This is a genomic window from Streptococcus sp. SM5, from assembly GCF_027497975.1.
In genome coordinates this window covers 30630-50769 of the sequence record NZ_JAJNSC010000020.1, presented here as the reverse complement: position 1 = coordinate 50769, position 20140 = coordinate 30630, and the positions used below count along the sequence as shown (strand labels likewise).

14 protein-coding genes are annotated in these 20140 nt (G+C 42.9%); 12 read left to right on the top strand and 2 right to left on the bottom strand.

All coding sequences use genetic code 11. From position 1 onward, the window contains the following. Positions 1 to 109: 109 nt before the first annotated feature. The 3 genes from leuS to PAN07_RS13460 all read left to right on the top strand — a co-directional run bounded on the left by leuS (position 110) and on the right by PAN07_RS13460 (position 3844). Positions 110 to 2611 carry a leucine--tRNA ligase gene (leuS, locus tag PAN07_RS13470; RefSeq protein ID WP_265465421.1) on the top strand — a complete coding sequence of 834 codons (2502 nt, stop codon included), beginning with the start codon at positions 110 to 112 and terminating at the stop codon, positions 2609 to 2611. A 109-nt stretch (positions 2612 to 2720) separates the two neighbouring features. Continuing rightward, a complete protein-coding gene (locus PAN07_RS13465) occupies positions 2721 to 3416 on the top strand; it encodes a GNAT family protein (RefSeq protein ID WP_265465419.1) in 696 nt (231 codons plus the stop codon). A gap of 11 nt (positions 3417 to 3427) precedes the next feature. After that, entirely contained in the window at positions 3428 to 3844 is a 417-nt protein-coding gene (locus tag PAN07_RS13460) for a GNAT family N-acetyltransferase (RefSeq protein ID WP_265465418.1), read from the top strand. 818 nt (positions 3845 to 4662) lie between these two features. Here PAN07_RS13460 and PAN07_RS13455 read toward each other — a convergent pair. Beyond that, positions 4663 to 4755: a type I toxin-antitoxin system Fst family toxin gene (locus tag PAN07_RS13455; RefSeq protein ID WP_000970382.1), complete on the bottom strand. Its 93-nt coding sequence runs from the start codon at positions 4753 to 4755 to the stop codon at positions 4663 to 4665. Between the two features lie 133 nt (positions 4756 to 4888). Between PAN07_RS13455 and ruvB the strand changes: the two genes are divergently transcribed. The 9 genes from ruvB to PAN07_RS13410 all read left to right on the top strand — a co-directional run bounded on the left by ruvB (position 4889) and on the right by PAN07_RS13410 (position 16039). Then, positions 4889 to 5887, top strand: coding sequence for a Holliday junction branch migration DNA helicase RuvB (gene ruvB / locus PAN07_RS13450; RefSeq protein WP_346658463.1), 999 nt, complete (start codon positions 4889 to 4891; stop codon positions 5885 to 5887). Then, positions 5868 to 6440 (top strand): nucleotidyltransferase family protein, encoded by a 573-nt coding sequence (locus tag PAN07_RS13445; protein ID WP_265470793.1) that lies wholly within the window; start codon positions 5868 to 5870, stop codon positions 6438 to 6440. Before ruvB ends, PAN07_RS13445 begins: the two co-directional genes overlap by 20 nt. A gap of 232 nt (positions 6441 to 6672) precedes the next feature. Next, complete coding sequence (locus tag PAN07_RS13440) at positions 6673 to 7431, top strand: isoprenyl transferase (protein WP_265465067.1); 759 nt, start codon at positions 6673 to 6675, stop codon at positions 7429 to 7431. Positions 7432 to 7439: 8 nt separating this feature from the next. After that, entirely contained in the window at positions 7440 to 8243 is an 804-nt protein-coding gene (locus PAN07_RS13435; protein ID WP_265465066.1) for a phosphatidate cytidylyltransferase, read from the top strand. Between the two features lie 21 nt (positions 8244 to 8264). Continuing rightward, a complete protein-coding gene (gene rseP / locus PAN07_RS13430) occupies positions 8265 to 9524 on the top strand; it encodes an RIP metalloprotease RseP (protein WP_269798119.1) in 1260 nt (419 codons plus the stop codon). A gap of 12 nt (positions 9525 to 9536) precedes the next feature. Next, the gene (locus PAN07_RS13425; RefSeq protein ID WP_269798118.1) at positions 9537 to 11390 is read left to right on the top strand and encodes a proline--tRNA ligase; all 1854 of its coding nucleotides are present in this window, start codon (positions 9537 to 9539) and stop codon (positions 11388 to 11390) included. 98 nt (positions 11391 to 11488) lie between these two features. Continuing rightward, entirely contained in the window at positions 11489 to 12868 is a 1380-nt protein-coding gene (gene bglA, locus PAN07_RS13420; RefSeq protein ID WP_000943534.1) for a 6-phospho-beta-glucosidase, read from the top strand. 191 nt (positions 12869 to 13059) lie between these two features. Then, on the top strand, positions 13060 to 14868 hold the full coding sequence (gene glmS / locus PAN07_RS13415; RefSeq protein ID WP_269798117.1) for a glutamine--fructose-6-phosphate transaminase (isomerizing): 1809 nt from the start codon (positions 13060 to 13062) through the stop codon (positions 14866 to 14868). Between the two features lie 118 nt (positions 14869 to 14986). Further along, positions 14987 to 16039, top strand: coding sequence for an LLM class flavin-dependent oxidoreductase (locus tag PAN07_RS13410; RefSeq protein ID WP_265465062.1), 1053 nt, complete (start codon positions 14987 to 14989; stop codon positions 16037 to 16039). 96 nt (positions 16040 to 16135) lie between these two features. Here PAN07_RS13410 and PAN07_RS13405 read toward each other — a convergent pair whose 3' ends face one another. Further along, entirely contained in the window at positions 16136 to 19924 is a 3789-nt protein-coding gene (locus PAN07_RS13405; RefSeq protein WP_269798116.1) for a pullulanase, read from the bottom strand. Positions 19925 to 20140 lie beyond the last annotated feature (216 nt).

The window sequence follows — 20140 nt, the reverse complement described above, 5'->3', positions numbered from 1 at the left end:
GATTTGCGAATCAGTCTTTCTTGTCATCCAAGTCCAAAAGAACATTTCTCATCTTTCAAATTCCCTCAAAAATGGTATAATAGTAACATCACAAAATTGGAGAGAGACCATGAGTTTTTACAATCATAAAGAAATTGAGCCTAAGTGGCAGGGCTACTGGGCAGAACATCATACATTTAAGACTGGAACAGATACATCGAAACCGAAGTTTTATGCTCTCGATATGTTCCCTTATCCGTCTGGAGCGGGTCTGCACGTAGGACACCCAGAAGGTTATACTGCAACCGATATCCTCAGCCGTTACAAACGTGCGCAAGGCTACAATGTCCTTCACCCAATGGGCTGGGATGCCTTTGGTTTACCTGCAGAGCAATACGCTATGGATACGGGGAATGACCCAGCAGAATTTACAGCGGAAAATATTGCCAATTTCAAACGCCAAATCAATGCGCTTGGGTTCTCTTACGACTGGGATCGTGAAGTCAATACAACAGATCCAAACTACTACAAGTGGACACAATGGATCTTCACCAAGCTTTACGAAAAGGGCTTGGCCTATGAAGCGGAAGTGCCAGTAAACTGGGTTGAAGAATTGGGAACTGCCATCGCCAACGAAGAGGTTCTTCCTGACGGAACTTCTGAACGTGGAGGCTATCCAGTTGTCCGCAAACCAATGCGCCAATGGATGCTCAAAATCACTGCCTATGCAGAACGTCTGCTTAACGATTTAGATGAACTTGACTGGCCAGAGTCTATTAAGGACATGCAACGCAACTGGATTGGTAAATCAACTGGTGCCAATGTAACCTTCAAAGTTAAGGGAACAGACAAGGAATTCACAGTCTTTACCACTCGTCCTGACACCCTTTTCGGTGCGACTTTCACTGTCTTGGCTCCTGAGCATGACTTGGTTGACGCTATCACAAGTCCGGAGCAAGCAGAGGCTGTAGCAGACTACAAACACCAAGCTAGTCTCAAGTCTGACTTGGCTCGTACAGACCTTGCCAAGGAAAAAACAGGGGTTTGGACTGGTGCTTATGCCATCAACCCTGTCAATGGCAAGGAAATCCCAATCTGGATTGCGGACTATGTTCTTGCTAGTTATGGAACAGGTGCGGTAATGGCTGTTCCTGCCCACGACCAACGTGACTGGGAATTTGCCAACCAATTTGACCTTCCAATCGTAGAAGTACTTGAAGGTGGAAACGTTGAAGAAGCTGCTTACACAGAAGACGGCCTTCACGTCAATTCAGACTTCCTAGATGGATTGAACAAAGAAGATGCTATTGCTAAGATTGTGGCTTGGTTGGAAGAAAAAGGCTGTGGACAAGAGAAGGTTACCTACCGTCTCCGCGACTGGCTCTTTAGTCGTCAACGTTACTGGGGTGAGCCAATTCCAATCATTCATTGGGAAGATGGAACTTCAACAGCTGTTCCTGAAAGCGAATTGCCACTTGTCTTGCCTGTAACCAAGGATATCCGTCCTTCAGGTACTGGTGAAAGTCCGCTAGCTAACTTGACCGACTGGCTTGAAGTGACCCGTGAAGATGGCGTCAAGGGTCGCCGTGAAACAAACACCATGCCACAGTGGGCTGGTTCAAGCTGGTACTACCTCCGCTATATTGACCCGCACAATACTGAGAAATTGGCTGATGAGGACCTCCTCAAACAATGGTTGCCGGTAGATATCTACGTGGGTGGTGCAGAACACGCCGTTCTTCACTTGCTTTACGCTCGCTTCTGGCACAAATTCCTTTACGACCTTGGTGTTGTTCCAACTAAGGAGCCATTCCAAAAACTCTTTAACCAAGGGATGATTTTGGGGACAAGTTACCGTGACCATCGTGGTGCGCTTGTGGCAACCGACAAGGTTGAAAAACGTGATGGTTCCTTCTTCCATGTGGAAACAGGAGAAGAGTTGGAGCAAGCACCAGCCAAGATGTCTAAATCTCTTAAGAACGTTGTCAACCCAGACGATGTGGTGGAACAATACGGTGCCGATACCCTTCGTGTTTATGAAATGTTCATGGGCCCACTCGATGCTTCTATCGCTTGGTCAGAAGAAGGTCTGGAAGGAAGTCGTAAATTCCTTGACCGTGTTTACCGTTTGATTACAAGTAAGGAAATTGTTGTGGAAAACAAGGGCGCTCTTGACAAGGTCTACAATGAAACCGTTAAAGCTGTCACAGAGCAAATCGAGTCTATGAAATTCAACACAGCTATTGCCCAACTTATGGTCTTTGTCAACGCTGCTAACAAGGAAGACAAGCTCTATGTGGACTATGCCAAAGGTTTTATCCAATTGATTGCTCCATTTGCACCTCACTTGGCAGAAGAACTCTGGCAAACAGTTGCAGCAACAGGTGAATCAATCTCTTACGTAGCTTGGCCAACATGGGACGAAAGCAAATTGGTTGAAGACGAAATCGAAATCATCGTCCAAATCAAAGGTAAAGTCCGTGCCAAATTGATGGTAGCCAAAGACCTATCACGCGAAGAATTGCAAGAAATCGCTCTGGCTGATGAAAAAGTCAAAGCAGAGATTGATGGCAAGGAAATCGTGAAAGTGATTAGTGTACCTAACAAGCTTGTTAATATCGTTGTGAAATAAGATAAGAATCCTTCAGAGTAGAATCTGGGGGATTTTTTGAATCTTTTTATGAAAGTATGGTATACTATGGGCAACTATAAAGTTTGAAAAGCGAAACAAGGAGAAAGTTATGCCAGTAAATGAATATGGTCAAATGATTGGGGAGTCAATGGAAGGTTATACACCTGGTGCACTGCCTTCTATTGATTTCTTAGAAGGGCGTTATGCCCGGATAGAGGCTCTTTCGGTGGAAAAGCATGCGAAGGATTTATTAGCTGTTTATGGTCCAGATACTCCGCGGGAGATGTGGACTTACCTCTTTCAGGAACCAGTGGCGGATATGGAGGAGCTGGTTGCCGTTTTAAATCAGATGTTGGCTCGTAAGGATCGCTTTTACTATGCGATTGTAGACAAGGAAACTGGTAAGGCCTTGGGAACTTTTTCACTCATGCGTATTGACCAGAATAACCGAGTAATAGAAGTGGGAGCAGTCACTTTTTCTCCAGAACTCAGGGGAACACGAATAGGGACAGAAGCTCAGTATCTATTGGCGCGCTATGTTTTTGAAGAACTTCACTATCGTCGCTATGAGTGGAAATGTGATTCTCTTAATCTACCATCCAGACGAGCTGCGGAGCGTTTGGGATTTGTCTATGAAGGAACCTTCCGTCAGGCAGTCGTTTATAAGGGGCGTACGAGGGATACGGATTGGTTGTCTATGATTGATAACGACTGGCCTCAAGTCAAAGCTCGTTTAGAAACATGGTTGGCTCCTGAAAATTTTGGTAAAAATGGACGACAGTACAAGAGCTTGAGAGAGTTTTAAGAGGTGTTGATATGATTGCTATTAAAAAGCAAGAAATTGTCAAGTTAGAGGATGTTTTGCATCTCTATCAGGCTGTCGGTTGGACAAATTATACCGATCAATCAGAGATGCTGGAGCAGGCCTTATCTCATTCGCTTGCTATGTATTTAGCATTTGATGGAGAGAAAATAGTTGGCTTGATTCGTTTGATTGGTGATGGTTTTTCATCAGTATTGGTTCAGGATTTAATCGTTTTACCTATCTATCAGCGTCAAGGGATTGGTAGTGCCCTAATGAAAGAGGCTTTAGAGGATTACAAAGATGTCTATCAAGTCCAGCTGGTGACAGAACAGACAGAAAGAACCTTGAGATTTTATCGTTCTATGGGTTTTGAAATCTTATCCACCTATAATTGTATAGGGATGACTTGGGTAAATCGAGAAAAATAACAACACTAGTTTTTTCTTAAGCAAAGTTTAAGGATGGTCTAGTATCATATAGTCATTAAATAAAGACCTCCTAATTTTATTTAATGAAATCCTAAAACTTTTTTTCATCATAATCTCCTAATGAAGTCACCCAATCAGGTGGCTTTTTTGTGGAACGAGGTGATGGTGATAGTAATTTTTTGAAAAATGGTAGAATTTGAGAAAAGTTAAGCTAGTTTTAAGCTTCGTCTTGTATCATATAGTCATTAAATAAAGACCTCCTAACTTTATTTAATAAAACCTAAACTTTTCTTTTTCATAATAATCTCCCTTAACTCCACCCAATCAGGTGGAGTTTTTTGGCTCTATTTCAGGCTTTTGGGGACCATTCTAAAAATCATTTTCCGATATTTTTCGGATTTTGGTCGGGAAATTGGCGGGGACTTTTTTAGGAAATATGACTAAGAAATAGGTCTGTTGTCGCTTCAGCTACTTCAACCTCAATTTGATTGTAAGTGACTGTTAATTGAAGGACTGGAACTGCTGTAATAATGATTTTGCTTGTCTAGTAGTGGCGTATTAAATGAGGAGTGACATGTAAGATTGTCTCTTCGTTTACTAAATCAAAATTTCTATGAAATTGATAGAATCCCTAACTTTCTCTTAAACTTGAAAGTCTTGTTGTAAAACGGTTAAAGCTTGAGAAGCTGAGGATATAAACCTTTGACAAATTTTGTGAACTGTGGGATAATAAAAAGGAATTGAGTACTAGTTCTATATCATGGACTAGAAAAGACCTCAAGCTAACTTCCACATTAAGCTTGAGGTCTTTTTTGACACTATTTGTCCTTGTTTAGCCATTTATCGACTAATCGAAGAACGACACCGACCACAATTGGTCCGATGATAGTTTTGAGTACTAATTCCATCATGGGCTATCTCACCTCCTTTCGTAGGCGGTGTAGCAGTGCCGAACAATATTATACCACATACGTGCTAAAGTCGGAAGTCGCCTAATTAGGTGGCTTTTTTGTTTGCGGGCTGGATTTTTGATATAATAGAGCCATGAGTAGAATTTTAGACAATGAGATTATGGGGGATGAGGAGTTAGTGGAACGCACGCTCCGTCCTCAGTATTTACGTGAATATATTGGGCAGGACAAGGTCAAGGACCAGCTTCAAATCTTTATCGAAGCTGCTAAAATGCGGGATGAAGCGCTGGACCATGTACTCTTATTTGGCCCTCCAGGACTTGGGAAAACAACCATGGCTTTTGTCATTGCTAATGAACTGGGAGTCAATCTCAAGCAAACGTCAGGGCCTATTATCGAAAAAGCGGGGGATCTGGTAGCGATTTTGAATGATTTGGAGCCTGGAGACGTTCTCTTTATTGATGAGATTCATCGCTTGCCCATGTCAGTGGAAGAGGTGCTTTATAGTGCTATGGAGGATTTCTACATTGATATCATGATTGGGGCTGGTGAAGGCAGTCGCAGTGTTCATTTGGAGTTGCCACCTTTTACCTTGATTGGTGCGACGACTCGGGCTGGTATGCTCTCAAATCCGCTACGGGCACGTTTTGGGATTACAGGTCATATGGAATACTATGCCCATGCTGATTTGACAGAAATTGTTGAGCGGACAGCAGATATTTTTGAGATGGAAATTACTCATGAGGCAGCATCTGAGTTATCCTTGCGTAGTCGTGGAACCCCTCGTATTGCCAATCGTCTCCTCAAGCGCGTGCGCGATTTTGCCCAGATTATGGGGAATGGGGTTATTGATGATCTTATTACCGATAAGGCTCTGACTATGCTGGATGTTGACCATGAAGGTTTGGACTATGTGGACCAAAAAATCCTTCGTACCATGATTGAGATGTATGATGGTGGTCCTGTCGGACTAGGAACACTTTCTGTGAATATCGCTGAAGAGCGTGAGACGGTTGAGGATATGTACGAACCTTACCTAATCCAGAAAGGTTTTATCATGCGAACACGTTCTGGACGGGTGGCAACGGCCAAGGCATATGAACATTTAGGGTATGAATACAATGAAAAATGAGCAAGAAATTCTAGATGCTTTTAGAGAAAATCAGGATATGATGGCTATTCTGACTATCATCCGAAAACTGGAGTTGACAGATTCCTGGTTGGCAGCAGGTTCGGTACGAAATTTCATCTGGAATCTCTTGTCAGACAGACCAGCTTTTGACCGTGAAACAGATGTGGATGTGATTTTCTTTGACCCAGATGTGAGTTATGAAGAAACGCTGGCTATAGAGAACAAGTTGAGAGCGGATTTTTCTCAGTACCAGTGGGAATTGAAAAATCAGGTCTATATGCACCAGCACAGTCCTCATACTGCGCCCTATACCAGCTCTCGTGATGCTATGAGTAAGTATCCAGAACGGTGTACGGCGGTTGGGCTTCGCTTGCATGAAGACTCCGCTTTAGAATTATTTACTCCTTATGGACTAGAGGATATTTTGACTTTTCAAGTTCGCCCAACTCCTCATTTTTTAGAAAATGAAGATCGAATGGCTCTCTATCAAATACGGCTATCTAAGAAAAATTGGCAGGAGAAATGGAAAAATTTGATTTTTAAAAATACTTAAGGAAACTTTAAGTTAGGAAGTGTATACTTATTTCATAAGTTAAGAAGACCTTAACTTAAACTCCTAAAACTTTTTCATAATAATCTCCCTATAAAAAATAGAGTCGCCCAATCAGGCGACTTATTTTTTTTGAAAAATGGGCTTGGTGCCTGAGAATAAATAGCTTAGTGATAGAAGAAAATAGGGAAATATGGTATAATGAAACGATAGATTTTTGAATAGGAATAAGATCATGTTTGGATTTTTTAAGAAAGATAAGGCTGTGGAAGTAGAAGTTCCGACACAGGTTCCTGCTCATATCGGCATCATCATGGATGGGAACGGCCGTTGGGCTAAAAAACGTATGCAACCGCGAGTTTTTGGACACAAGGCGGGTATGGAAGCATTACAAACTGTGACCAAGGCAGCAAACAAACTGGGCGTTAAGGTTATTACGGTCTATGCTTTTTCTACGGAAAACTGGACCCGCCCCGATCAGGAGGTCAAGTTTATCATGAACTTGCCCGTAGAGTTTTATGACAATTATGTCCCTGAACTGCATGCGAATAATGTTAAGATTCAAATGATTGGGGAGACGGACCGCCTGCCTAAGCAAACCTTTGAAGCTTTAACCAAGGCTGAGGAATTGACTAAGAACAATACAGGTTTGATTCTTAACTTTGCTCTTAACTATGGTGGACGTGCTGAGATTACACAGGCACTTAAGTTGATTTCCCAGGATGTGTTAGATGCTAAAATCAACCCAGGTGACATCACAGAGGAATTGATTGGCAACTATCTCTTTACCCAGCATTTGCCTAAGGAAGTACGAGATCCAGACTTGATTATCCGTACTAGTGGAGAATTGCGTTTGAGTAATTTTCTTCCATGGCAGGGAGCCTATAGTGAGCTCTATTTTACGGATACCTTGTGGCCTGATTTTGACGAAGTAGCCTTGCAGGAAGCCATTCTTGCCTACAATCGTCGACAACGCCGATTTGGAGGAGTTTAGGAGGAAATATGACACAGGATTTACAGAAAAGAACCTTGTTTGCAGGGATTGCACTGGCTATTTTCCTACCGATTTTAATGATTGGGGGACTCTTGCTTCAGATAGCAATTGGAATCATAGCCATGCTAGCCATGCATGAACTTTTGAAGATGAGAGGTCTAGAGACCATGACGATGGAGGGGCTCTTGACCCTCTTTGCAACCTTTGCTTTGACCATTCCCTTGGAGAATTACTTGACTTTTTTGCCAGTTGATGGGAATGTGGTTGCTTATAGTGTGTTAATTTCAATCATGTTAGGAACGACTGTTTTTAGCAAGTCTTATACGATTGAGGATGCTGTTTTCCCTCTGGCTATGAGCTTTTACGTGGGCTTTGGATTCAATGCCTTACTAGATGCTCGTGTCGCAGGTTTGGATAAGGCTCTCTTAGCCTTGTGTATCGTCTGGGCGACTGATAGTGGTGCTTATCTTGCTGGGATGAACTATGGTAAACGAAAACTAGCTCCAACGGTTTCTCCTAATAAAACCTTTGAGGGGGCCTTGGGTGGTATTTTAGGAGCTATTTTAGTAACCATTATCTTTATGATAGTTGACAGTACAGTTGCTCTTCCGTATGGAGTTTACAAGATGTCCGTCTTTGCTATTTTCTTTAGCATTGCTGGACAATTTGGTGATTTACTAGAAAGTTCGATTAAGCGTCACTTTGGTGTCAAGGATTCTGGGAAATTTATCCCTGGACATGGTGGTGTTTTGGATCGTTTCGATAGTATGTTGCTTGTATTTCCAATCATGCACTTATTTGGACTCTTTTAACCAGAAGACGGAGGAAATACTATGCTCGGAATTTTAACCTTTATTCTGGTTTTTGGGATTATTGTAGTGGTGCACGAGTTCGGACACTTCTACTTTGCCAAGAAATCAGGGATTCTAGTGCGTGAATTTGCCATTGGCATGGGACCCAAGATCTTTGCTCATATTGGCAAGGATGGAACTGCATATACCATTCGCATCTTGCCTCTGGGAGGCTACGTTCGCATGGCCGGTTGGGGTGATGATACAACTGAAATCAAGACAGGAACTCCTGTCAGTTTGACGCTTACTGATGATGGTAAGGTTAAACGCATCAATCTCTCAGGTAAAAAATTGGATCAAACAGCTCTTCCTATGCAGGTGACCCAATTTGACTTTGAAGACAAGCTCTTTATCAAAGGACTGGTTCTGGAAGAAGAAAAAACATTTGCAGTGGATCACGACGCAACGGTTGTGGAAGCAGATGGAACTGAGGTTCGGATTGCACCTTTAGATGTTCAATATCAAAATGCGACTATCTGGGGGAAACTCATTACTAACTTTGCAGGCCCCATGAACAACTTTATCTTAGGTGTCGTTGTTTTCTGGATTTTAATCTTCATGCAGGGTGGTGTCAGAGATGTCGATACCAACCAGTTCCATATTATGCCTCAAGGGGCTTTGGCTAAGGTAGGAGTACCAGAAACGGCACAAATTACCAAGATTGGCTCACATGAGGTTAGCAACTGGGAAAGTTTGATTCAGGCTGTGGAATCAGAAACCAAAGATAAGACGGCCCCGACCTTGGATGTGACTATTTCTGAAAATGGTAGTGACAAACAAGTAACGGTTACCCCAGAAGAAAGTCAAGGTCGTTACCTTCTAGGTGTTCAACCGGGGATTAAGTCAGATTTTCTGTCCATGTTTGTAGGTGGTTTTACAACTGCTGCTGACTCAGCTCTCCGAATTCTATCAGCTCTGAAAGATCTGATTTTCCAACCGGATTTGAACAAGCTAGGTGGCCCTGTTGCCATCTTTAAGGCAAGTAGTGATGCTGCTAAAAATGGAATTGAAAATGTCTTGTACTTCTTGGCAATAATTTCTATCAATATTGGGATTTTTAATCTGATTCCGATTCCAGCCTTGGATGGTGGTAAGATTGTGCTCAATATCCTAGAAGCTATCCGCCGCAAACCATTGAAACAAGAAATTGAAACCTATGTCACTTTGGCCGGAGTGGTCATCATGGTTGTCTTGATGATTGCTGTGACCTGGAATGACATCATGCGACTCTTTTTTAGATAATCGAGGAATATTATGAAACAAAGTAAAATGCCTATCCCAACGCTTCGCGAAATGCCAAGCGATGCCCAAGTTATCAGCCACGCTCTTATGTTGCGAGCTGGTTATGTTCGCCAAGTTTCAGCAGGTGTTTATTCTTATCTACCACTTGCCAACCGTGTGATTGAAAAAGCCAAAAATATCATGCGCCAAGAATTCGACAAGATTGGTGCGGTTGAGATGTTGGCTCCAGCCCTTCTCAGTGCAGAACTGTGGCGCGAATCAGGTCGTTATGAAACTTATGGTGAAGACCTTTACAAACTAAAAAACCGTGAAAAATCAGACTTTATCCTAGGTCCAACTCACGAAGAAACATTTACAGCTATTGTCCGTGATTCTGTTAAGTCTTACAAGCAGTTGCCACTTAACCTTTATCAAATCCAGCCTAAGTATCGTGATGAAAAACGCCCACGTAATGGACTTCTTCGTACACGTGAGTTCATCATGAAGGATGCTTACAGTTTCCACGCTAACTATGATAGCTTGGACAGTGTTTACGATGAGTACAAGGCTGCTTATGAGCGTATTTTCACTCGTAGTGGTTTAGATTTCAAGGCTATCATCGGTGACGGTGGAGCCATGGGTGGTAAGGACAGCCAAGAATTTATGGCTATTACACCTGCTCGTACAGACCTTGATCGATGGGTTGTCTTGGACAAGTCAGTTGCCTCATTTGACGAAATTCCTGCGGAAGTGCAAGAAGAAATCAAGGCAGAATTGCTTAAATGGATGGTCTCTGGTGAAGATACCATTGCTTACTCAAGTGAATCTAGCTATGCGGCTAACTTGGAAATGGCAACAAACGAGTACAAACCAAGCAACCGTGTCGTTGCTGAAGAAGAAGTGACTCGTGTTGCAACACCAGATGTTAAATCAATCGATGAAGTTGCAGCCTTCCTCAACGTTCCAGAAGAGCAAACGATCAAAACCCTCTTCTACATGGCAGATGGAGAGCTTGTTGCAGCCCTTCTAGTTGGAAATGATCAACTTAACGAAGTCAAGTTGAAAAACCACTTGGGAGCAGATTTCTTTGACGTTGCTAGCGAAGAAGAAGTGGCAAGTGTTGTGCAAGCAGGATTTGGTTCACTTGGCCCAGTTGGTTTGCCAGATAATGTTAAAATCATCGCAGACCGTAAGGTGCAAGATGTTCGCAATGCAGTTGTGGGAGCTAATGAAGATGGCTACCACTTGACTGGTGTGAACCCAGGTCGTGATTTTACTGCAGAATATGTGGATATCCGTGAAGTTCGTGAGGGTGAAATTTCCCCAGACGGGCAAGGAGTCCTTAACTTTGCGCGTGGTATCGAAATTGGTCACATCTTCAAACTCGGCACTCGCTATTCAGCAAGCATGGGAGCAGATGTTTTGGATGAAAATGGCCGTGCTGTGCCAATTATCATGGGATGTTACGGTATCGGTGTCAGTCGTCTCCTTTCAGCAGTGATGGAGCAACACGCTCGCCTCTTTGTTAACAAAACGCCAAAAGGTGAATACCGTTACGCTTGGGGAATCAACTTCCCTAAAGAATTGGCACCATTTGATGTGCACTTGATCACTGTCAATGTTAAGGATGAAGAAGCCCAGACTTTGACAGAAAAGCTTGAGGCAAGCTTGATGGGAGCTGGTTACGAAGTCTTGACGGATGACCGTAACGAACGTGTTGGAGTGAAATTCAGTGATAGCGACTTGATTGGATTGCCAATCCGTATCACTGTTGGTAAAAAAGCAGCCGATGGCATCGTAGAAGTGAAGATTAAAGCGACTGGTGATACCATCGAAGTTCATGCAGATAACGTGCTTGAAACGCTTGAAATCCTTAGCAAGAAATAAAAACTATAATCAGAAGAAAAACAAGGAAAAAATGTAACTAGTTTTTACCTTGTTTTTTCTGTATAATAGGAAAAATGAGTAGATAAAGAGGTAAATGTATGCTAAGATTTCCAAAGGATTTTGTCTGGGGATCCTCTACTTCTGGACCACAAACAGAAGGACGTGTAGCTGGTGACGGTAAGGGAGATAATCTCTGGGATTATTGGTACCAAGTGGAGCCAAATCGTTACTATAATGGAATTGGTCCAGATAAGACATCGACTTTTTATGAAAACTGGGAACAGGATATCGAGCTCTTGTTAGAAACTGGTCACACGGCCTTTCGAACTTCTATTCAGTGGTCACGGATTTTTCCACAAGGGAGTGGAAAAGTCAATTATCAGGGTGTAGATTTTTACCGTAAGGTTTTTGAGGCTATTAAGGCCAAAGGGATTCGTCTTTTAGTCAATCTTTATCATTTTGATTTGCCTTTTGTCCTTCAAGAGGATGGTGATGGTTGGGAAAATAAGGCGACTGTCTCAGCCTATGAAGACTATGCTCGTTTTTGTTTTGAGACTTATGGAGATTTAGTGGATCAATGGATTACCTTTAACGAGCCAATTGTTCCAGTAGAATTTGGATATTTTTACGATGCCCATTATCCACATAAGGTGGATGCAGAGGCAGCCGTTAAAGTAGCTTATCATACACAATTGGCCAGCAGTCGGGCGGTTAAGGCCTGTCATGAACTCTTGCCTGATTCCAAGATTGGGATTGTCCTCAACTTGACACCGGCTTATCCACGTAGCCAGCATCCTGCTGATGTCAAGGCTGCTCGCATTGCGGATCTTTTTCAGGCCCAATCTTTCTTAGATCCGTCTGTTTTGGGGACTTATCCACAGGAGTTGGTAGAAATCTTACATGAATACGGTCTCTTGCCTGATGCTACAGAGGAGGAGTTGAAGCTCATTCGTGACAATACAGTGGACTTCCTTGGTGTCAACTACTATCAACCTTTGCGTGTTATGGCGCCTCGATTTGCTAAGCATCCAGAGAGTCCACTCTTACCAGAACATTTTTACGAGCCTTATGTGATGCCTGGACGTAAAATCAATCCTCATCGTGGCTGGGAGATTTATGAGCAAGGGATTTATGATATTGCCCAAAATATCAAGGAAAATTATGGCAATATCGAGTGGATGTTGACTGAGAATGGCATGGGTGTTGAAGGGGAAGAAAAATTCCGTCAAGATGGAATGATTCAAGATGATTACCGTATTGACTTTGTAAAAGGTCATCTTCGTGAACTGCACCGTGCCATTGAAGATGGAGCCAACTGTAAGGGCTACTTGATTTGGACCTTTGTTGACTGCTGGTCATGGCTCAACAGTTATAAAAATCGCTATGGTTTGGTCGAATTAGACTTGGAAACGCAAGAACGTCGTCTGAAAAAATCAGGGCATTGGTTCAAGGAATTAAGCGATAATAATGGATTTTAAAAAGGACTCTGACTGATTATCCTAATTGGTCAGAGTTTTTTATTTATAAGAAGTTGATATGAACTATACCAATTTTTACTCTTGACAAGTGAAAGAAACAAGTATATACTGTTTTTGCTGATTCTATAAAAGAGGAATTAGACTATACCAATTTTAAGGAGAAAGCACAGCTGGTCTGTGTCGTATATACTATGTGTGGAATTGTTGGTGTTGTTGGGAACACAAATGCAACTGATATTTTGATTCAAGGACTTGAAAAGCTCGAATACCGTGGCTATGATTCTGCGGGGATTTTTGTTCTAGGTGGTGCTGAAAACCATCTAGTCAAGGCTGTTGGTCGTATAGCAGAATTGTCTGCCAAGACAGCTGGTGTTGAGGGAACAACTGGTATCGGACATACTCGTTGGGCGACTCACGGGAAACCAACGGAAGACAATGCTCACCCACACCGCTCTGAGACAGAACGTTTTGTTTTGGTGCACAATGGGGTGATTGAGAACTACCTTGAAATCAAGGAAGAATACCTTGCAGGTCACCACTTCAAAGGGCAAACAGATACGGAAATCGCCGTTCACTTGATTGGAAAATTTGCAGAAGAAGATAGCTTGTCAGTTCTTGAAGCCTTCAAAAAAGCTCTTCACATCATCCGTGGTTCTTATGCCTTTGCCTTGGTTGACTCACAAGATCCTGAAGTTATCTACGTAGCTAAGAATAAATCACCACTTTTGATTGGTCTTGGGGAAGGATATAACATGGTCTGCTCAGATGCTATGGCTATGATTCGTGAAACCAACCAATACATGGAAATTCATGACCAAGAGTTGGTAATCGTCAAGGCTGATAGTGTGGAAGTTCAAGACTATGATGGAAATCGTCGTGAGCGTGCTAGCTACACTGCTGAGCTAGACTTGTCAGATATCGGTAAAGGAACTTACCCTTACTACATGCTTAAGGAAATTGACGAGCAACCAACTGTTATGCGTAAACTCATCCAAGCCTACACAGATGAGGCTGGTCAAGTAGTAGTAGACCCAGCTATCATCCAGGCTGTTCAAGACGCAGACCGTATCTACATCCTTGCAGCTGGGACATCTTACCACGCAGGATTTGCTTCTAAGAAAATGTTGGAAGAATTGACAGATACACCAGTTGAACTTGGAATTTCATCTGAGTGGGGTTACGGTATGCCACTTCTCAGCAAGAAACCACTCTTCATCTTTATCAGTCAGTCTGGTGAAACGGCGGATAGCCGTCAGGTTTTGGTCAAGGCTAATGAAATGGGAATCCCAAGCTTGACAGTGACAAACGTACCAGGTTCAACTCTTTCACGTGAAGCCAATCATACCATGCTCCTTCATGCAGGTCCTGAAATTGCCGTAGCATCAACAAAGGCTTATACAGCACAAATTGCAGCCCTTGCTTTTCTTGCAAAAGCAGTAGGAGAAGCAAATGGCAATGCTAAAGCGCAAGTCTTTGACTTGGTTCATGAGTTGTCAATCGTAGCTCAGTCTATCGAATCAACTCTTTCAGAGAAAGAAACCATTGAAGCCAAGGTTCGTGAGCTTCTTGAAACAACTCGCAACGCCTTTTATATTGGGCGTGGTCAAGATTACTACGTAGCTATGGAAGCAAGCCTTAAACTCAAAGAGATTTCTTATATCCAGTGTGAAGGCTTTGCGGCAGGAGAACTCAAGCACGGAACTATTGCCTTGATTGAAGAAGGAACGCCTGTTTTGGCTCTCTTGTCAGATCCAGTCCTTGCCAACCACACTCGTGGAAATATCCAAGAGGTGGCAGCCCGTGGTGCCAAGGTTCTCACTATTGCAGAAGAAAATGTTGCCAAAGATACAGATGATATCGTCCTTACGACTGTACACCCTTACCTCTCACCAATTTCAATGGTCGTGCCAACGCAATTAGTCGCTTACTTTGCAACACTCCACCGTGGGCTTGATGTGGACAAACCACGTAACCTTGCTAAGTCAGTAACGGTAGAATAAGCTTAAAAAGTCTAGTTATCTAGGCTTTTTCTTGTGAGCAAATCGGTTGCTTGTACTCAAGATTCGTGTTAGAATAATTTTTCAAAATGAAGGACCGGAATAGACAAGGAGAATCACTGTGGTAGAATTGGGAATTTCAACATTTGGAGAAACAACGGAGCTTGAAGGGACTGGGCAAACTTACAGTCATGCTGAACGCATTCGCCAGTTGCTGGCAGAGATTGAACTGGCTGACAAGGTTGGTTTGGATGTGTATGGGATTGGTGAGCACCATCGAGCGGATTTTGCGATATCTGCGCCAGAGATTGTTCTGGCAGCTGGGGCAGTCAATACCAAGAAGATTCGTTTGACCAGTGCAGTCAGCATTCTCTCAAGTATGGATCCGATTCGATTGTTCCAACAATATGCCACTATCGATGCTTTGTCAAATGGACGTGCGGAGATTATGGCCGGAAGGGGTTCTTTCACGGAATCTTTTCCCTTGTTTGGCTATGATTTGAAAGACTACGAAGCTCTTTTTGATGAGAAATTAGACTTGCTTCAATTAGTCAATGAAAAGATAAAACTAGATTGGCAAGGTCGATTGACCCAAACAATCTCTGGCAAAGAAGTTTATCCTCGTCCAGTTCAGGACAAATTGCCCTTGTGGATAGCGACAGGTGGTCATGTTGAATCAACAGTGAAGATTGCTCAGGCGGGGCTGCCGATTGTCTATGCTATTATTGGTGGCAATCCGCGTTATTTTAAAAAGTTGATTCAGGCCTATCGTGAGATTGGGAGCGAAGCGGGCCATGCCAGTCATGAGCTGAAGGTCGGAGCCCATTCTTGGGGTTGGATTGCTGAGGATGGCGAGCAGGCTGTGAAAGATTATTTCCATCCGACCAAGCAAGTAGTGGATGCTATTTCCAAAGACCGTCCACACTGGCAGGAATTGCGTTATGAACAATATTTGGAGCAAGTTGGACCAAATGGAGCCATGTTTGTGGGTAATCCTGATCAGGTAGCAGAAAAATTGATTCGCATGATTGAGGATTTAGGCTTGGACCGCTTTATGTTGCACCTACCGCTTGGTTCTATGCCACATGAACAAGTTCTGAGAGCCATCGAACTTTTTGGCACTCAAGTTGCACCAAAAGTTCGGGCTTACTTTGCCATGAAAGAGGCTAAATAAAAAATCCTAATCAAGCTTATTAGGACGACAAATATTGTATAAAAATCAATCCCCCGAGCGTTAAGGCTTGGGGGATAGTTCTATAGGAGGGCTAGTTTAGTTCTCTTTTTTGTTTTTTAGCAAGAACCCGAGACCTAGAAGAGCAAGGAGACTAATTCCTGCAAACAGGAGTTTGTGATCATTTTTGGTTCCTGTATTTGGTAGTTCAGCTTGTGAATCAGCTGTAGCTTGGTTAGGTTTATTTTCTGCATCAGCTACTTTTGTATCTGGTTTTGCAGAATCAGGTTTAGTTTGTGGAGCTGGAGTTTGCTGTTCCGGTTTGACTACTCGGTTTGACATATTGTCTTGGCTGTTATTTTGCTCTTGTTCTTGTTTTAAGCTAGAAAGGTCAAATTCTGGTTTTTCTTCCACAGCTGGGGCAACGATGGCACCGCCTTGAGCGATTCGAAGAACAGTGGCAGTAAGGGCATTTAATTTCAATCCTTTTTCAGTCCATTCAAGGCCTTGAGGGTTGGCAATTCCTACTGGTCCTGCTTGGTTTTCATCTGCCAAAACTTCAGCATTTCTGAGGTGGTCGAAGGCAGTTCCCAAATTAAATTCGCGAGCTTTTTCGTCCGCATTGACAAAGACTGCGTAGATATCACCGTTTGGAGCAGTGATTTGGTAACCGATCACTACATCCTCTTTCTCCACACCATTTTGACCTGGGACAGTGATGAGGCGAATACGGTCTTTGATATCTTGAAGACTCTTAAGTCGGAAGGCATCTGTAGATTGACGAAGGGCAATCAACCCTTTCATATAGTCACGGCTCTTGACATTTTCAGGATATGCTTTTCCATCTGTAGCCTTAGTCCAGTCAAACTTGTTAATAGCATCACTCGAATCGTAAGAGTCATGGATGAAGTAAGGATAGTCAAATGGATTGCCGTCCTTATCACGCAACAAGTGAGATTTGTTTGGTTGTTTGTCCTCTGCTACTGGAGTCTTGTAGGCTGGGTCACGGAATTGTTTGGTGCGACCATATTCCTGACCAGAGTGGATAAATGGAGTTCCTTGAGCTGTCAAGACCATGAGGTTTCCAAGTCGCAAACGACGGTGAATTTCAGCATAGTTCTCAGCTTTGCTTGGATCTTTTTTGATAGATTGGGCGATGATGTCAAAGAGGGTCAAGTTATCATGGGCTGCGATGTATTGGATGACATCTCCAGGACTATCTGCTTCAAAGTTGGTTGGTTGAGCAATGAGATTTTTGAAGATAGTGTTGATATCACGCTTGCCGCCTGTGATAAAGGCAGGTTGCCCTTCGTTTGGATAACCAGACTTGAGGTTGTTACGGATGTCGTCTGAGAAGACTGCGACAGTATCGGTATGTTTCATCCAATCTTGGTCAGCAGCTTTAGTAGGCATGTTTTCATCACCGGCATAGGTTCTCCAACCTTCACCCAGCATGATTAGATTTGGATTGAGGGTGCGTGCAGCCTTGTATGCTTCTTCGACAGAAGCTGCATCATGGTCTCCCATCATATCGAAGCGGAATCCATCTACTTTGTAGGTATCAACTAGATATTTGATAGAGTCAACTAGGAGGCGTTTGGTCATATGGTGGGTTGTCCCCAAGCGTCCACCACCAAAGCTAGTGCGAGGTGTCCCATCAGCATCCATAAAGTGGTAGTAGTTTGGCTCTAAATCTTCAAAGATATCGACTTTAGCTGTATGGTTATACACTACATCCAGGATAGCTCCCATGCCACGTTTGTGGATCTCGTTGATGAGGTTTTTAAATTCTGCGATTCGTTTTTCTGGATTCTTAGGATCGCTTGAATACATACCAGTCAAGGAGAAGTAGTTTTGAGGGTCATATCCCCAGTTGTAGTTGCTGTTGCTTGAAGCATAGTCAGATAAGCGTTCGTGGTTCTTCAACTCATTGACAAAGTAGTAAGACAAGACTGGAAGGAGCTGGATGTGGGTTACACCCAAGTTTTTGAGGTAGTCTAGTTTTTCGATAAAGGCTTCAAAGGTACCAAATGGCTTAGTCAAATCTTTTGCGATGGCAGGATCTGAAGTGAAGTCACGCACATGAGCTTCATAGATGACAGCATCTTCGCGCGATTTGAAGTTGCGAATCTTACCATAAGTCAAGTCTTGAGGTCCTAGTTTAGCTGGATCTACAAAGGCAGCTTTAGCAACTTTATGGGCATCGTCAATCTTGGCTTCGTCACTATTCCAAGCAGCGAGGGATTTAGCGTAAGGATCGAGTGCAAGAACAGTTTTACCTTGGCGCTCGATTTGGTAGTGGTAGTAGTAGCCAGTGTAGTTGCTGATACCGAGACCAGAGTTTTCATTCAGAGTTTGCTTCCAAGTTCCTCTTTCCCCTTTTTCAAGAGCGACAGTTCCAACTACTTTTTCAGGGTCATTCTTGTCGTAGACAACGACAGAAACCTTATCAGCACTTGGTGACCAAAGGGTGAGGTCAACACGCTTGCCATCTTCTTTTAGAGTTGCGCCGAGTGGACCATCGTAACTGTAGGACTCATCCTTGAGGCGCCAGCTTGAACGTGTGGTAAATCGGTCTGAATTGTAACTGACAGTGTACGGGTGTTGAGTGTCAGAGAAGTTGCCGATGTAGGTTACTTTTTTACCTGCTTCATCCACTTCCACGTCTGTGATAGCTACTTTATTCCCTTGGTAATCAGTGATGCTGGAGTGTTTGAGGATATCGTCTTTCTTAGCTCCAACGAGGGTAGAAAAACTGCTTTCGATACGAGATTTAGCCACGTGTTGAGCTCCTGTCATGCGGATATCGTGCACATAGTAGGGGTTGGTGTAGATGGTTTCGTCATCATCTTTTAGGAAAATTTGGCTATGATTTTTCAAATCTGTGAACTTATAATCTTCTTTACGGATTTTCACATCGTCTCCTTGTTTGTTTCTGTCTAATAATAAAAATCCAAGATCTTTAGCTGCATCTTTGAGTGGAATATCAATATAGCGACCATATTTGCCTGTAGCCGTAAAGTCTGTTCCGTTAGGCCATTCACCACTACTTGGATTTTTCACATCTCCCCAGTACCAGAGAGATTTCTTGTCATAGTTGCCATCTGTACGGTAGTAGTTGACGCGAATAGTTCCTGCAGGTTGTGGCTCGTAAGAGAAAACCTTGTGATCTTGGTCCAACCAAGCCTCATTCATTTTTGGTGCCAGTTTCTCTACCGATTTATCGCCGGTTAGATTTTTCCCAGCTGTATTATTGATGAGGAAGCTAATTTTCTTGGCTTGTTCTCCCTTTAATTTGACATCTAGGTAGTAGCCGTAGTCATCTTTTTTGGCATCCTTGAAGGATAAGGCTCCGTTAGGCCAATTTTCAGATGGTTTTTCAACATCGTCCCAAGTCCATAGTCCTTGAGCATCCTTGTTTTCTTCAGGAAGCTTTTTGACATGGATACGGAAGTAGTTGTCTTCTATTGGCTCTTCTGCCTTAGTTTCAGTCGTTACTGGACTCGTAGAAGTAGTTGGCTCATTGGAACGTTCTTGCCCGGTTTGTGGTGCGGAATCGGCGGGAGTTGCAGCCGGAGTGGGTGCCTCTGTTGCAGGTTGTTTTTCTTCTTTTTTCTCTAGGGAAGCGTTTGCATTTTTTGGCGAAGAAATATCACTTTCCTTCTTACCAGAGCTCGTTGCTGTATCAGTAAGAGGCTGTGCAAGGGCAGTAGTGGTTTCATTACTAGTTCCCTTATTGCTTGTAGTATTTTCGTTGGCTGAAATAGTTGGTGTAGCCATGGCAAGCAGAACAAGGCTTGCTCCAATAAGGACAGAACCAGTTCCATTTTTGAGGGAACGGATGCTGTAAACCATTTTTTTCTCAGTGTGAGATGGTGTTTTTCTCATAATGATTCTCCAATCAATAAATTTCTATATCAGTATAGCACTTAGTAAAAGAATATGCAAGCGTTTTCCTAAAATTAAACTAAAAGAAAAAATAGCAACAAATTTTGTTACGATTCAGCCAGTATTTCTTAAAGGAAAAGATTTTGTCAAAAATTCGTCAATCCCCTTGAAAAATCTAGCTAAATAGGGTATAATATGAATAATCATTTGTCGTAG

Bases quoted from the DNA above. Each gene is read 5' to 3' on its own strand.
- PAN07_RS13425 (WP_269798118.1), top strand. From the start codon at position 9,537: ATGAAACAAAGTAAAATGCCTATCCCAACGCTTCGCGAAATGCCAAGC.
- PAN07_RS13460 (WP_265465418.1), top strand. From the start codon at position 3,428: ATGATTGCTATTAAAAAGCAAGAAATTGTCAAGTTAGAGGATGTTTTG.
- leuS (WP_265465421.1), top strand. From the start codon at position 110: ATGAGTTTTTACAATCATAAAGAAATTGAGCCTAAGTGGCAGGGCTAC.
- PAN07_RS13405 (WP_269798116.1), bottom strand. From the start codon at position 19,924: ATGAGAAAAACACCATCTCACACTGAGAAAAAAATGGTTTACAGCATC.
- PAN07_RS13455 (WP_000970382.1), bottom strand. From the start codon at position 4,755: ATGATGGAATTAGTACTCAAAACTATCATCGGACCAATTGTGGTCGGT.
- rseP (WP_269798119.1), top strand. From the start codon at position 8,265: ATGCTCGGAATTTTAACCTTTATTCTGGTTTTTGGGATTATTGTAGTG.
- PAN07_RS13440 (WP_265465067.1), top strand. From the start codon at position 6,673: ATGTTTGGATTTTTTAAGAAAGATAAGGCTGTGGAAGTAGAAGTTCCG.
- PAN07_RS13465 (WP_265465419.1), top strand. From the start codon at position 2,721: ATGCCAGTAAATGAATATGGTCAAATGATTGGGGAGTCAATGGAAGGT.
- bglA (WP_000943534.1), top strand. From the start codon at position 11,489: ATGCTAAGATTTCCAAAGGATTTTGTCTGGGGATCCTCTACTTCTGGA.
- PAN07_RS13435 (WP_265465066.1), top strand. From the start codon at position 7,440: ATGACACAGGATTTACAGAAAAGAACCTTGTTTGCAGGGATTGCACTG.
- ruvB (WP_346658463.1), top strand. From the start codon at position 4,889: ATGAGTAGAATTTTAGACAATGAGATTATGGGGGATGAGGAGTTAGTG.
- glmS (WP_269798117.1), top strand. From the start codon at position 13,060: ATGTGTGGAATTGTTGGTGTTGTTGGGAACACAAATGCAACTGATATT.
- PAN07_RS13445 (WP_265470793.1), top strand. From the start codon at position 5,868: ATGAATACAATGAAAAATGAGCAAGAAATTCTAGATGCTTTTAGAGAA.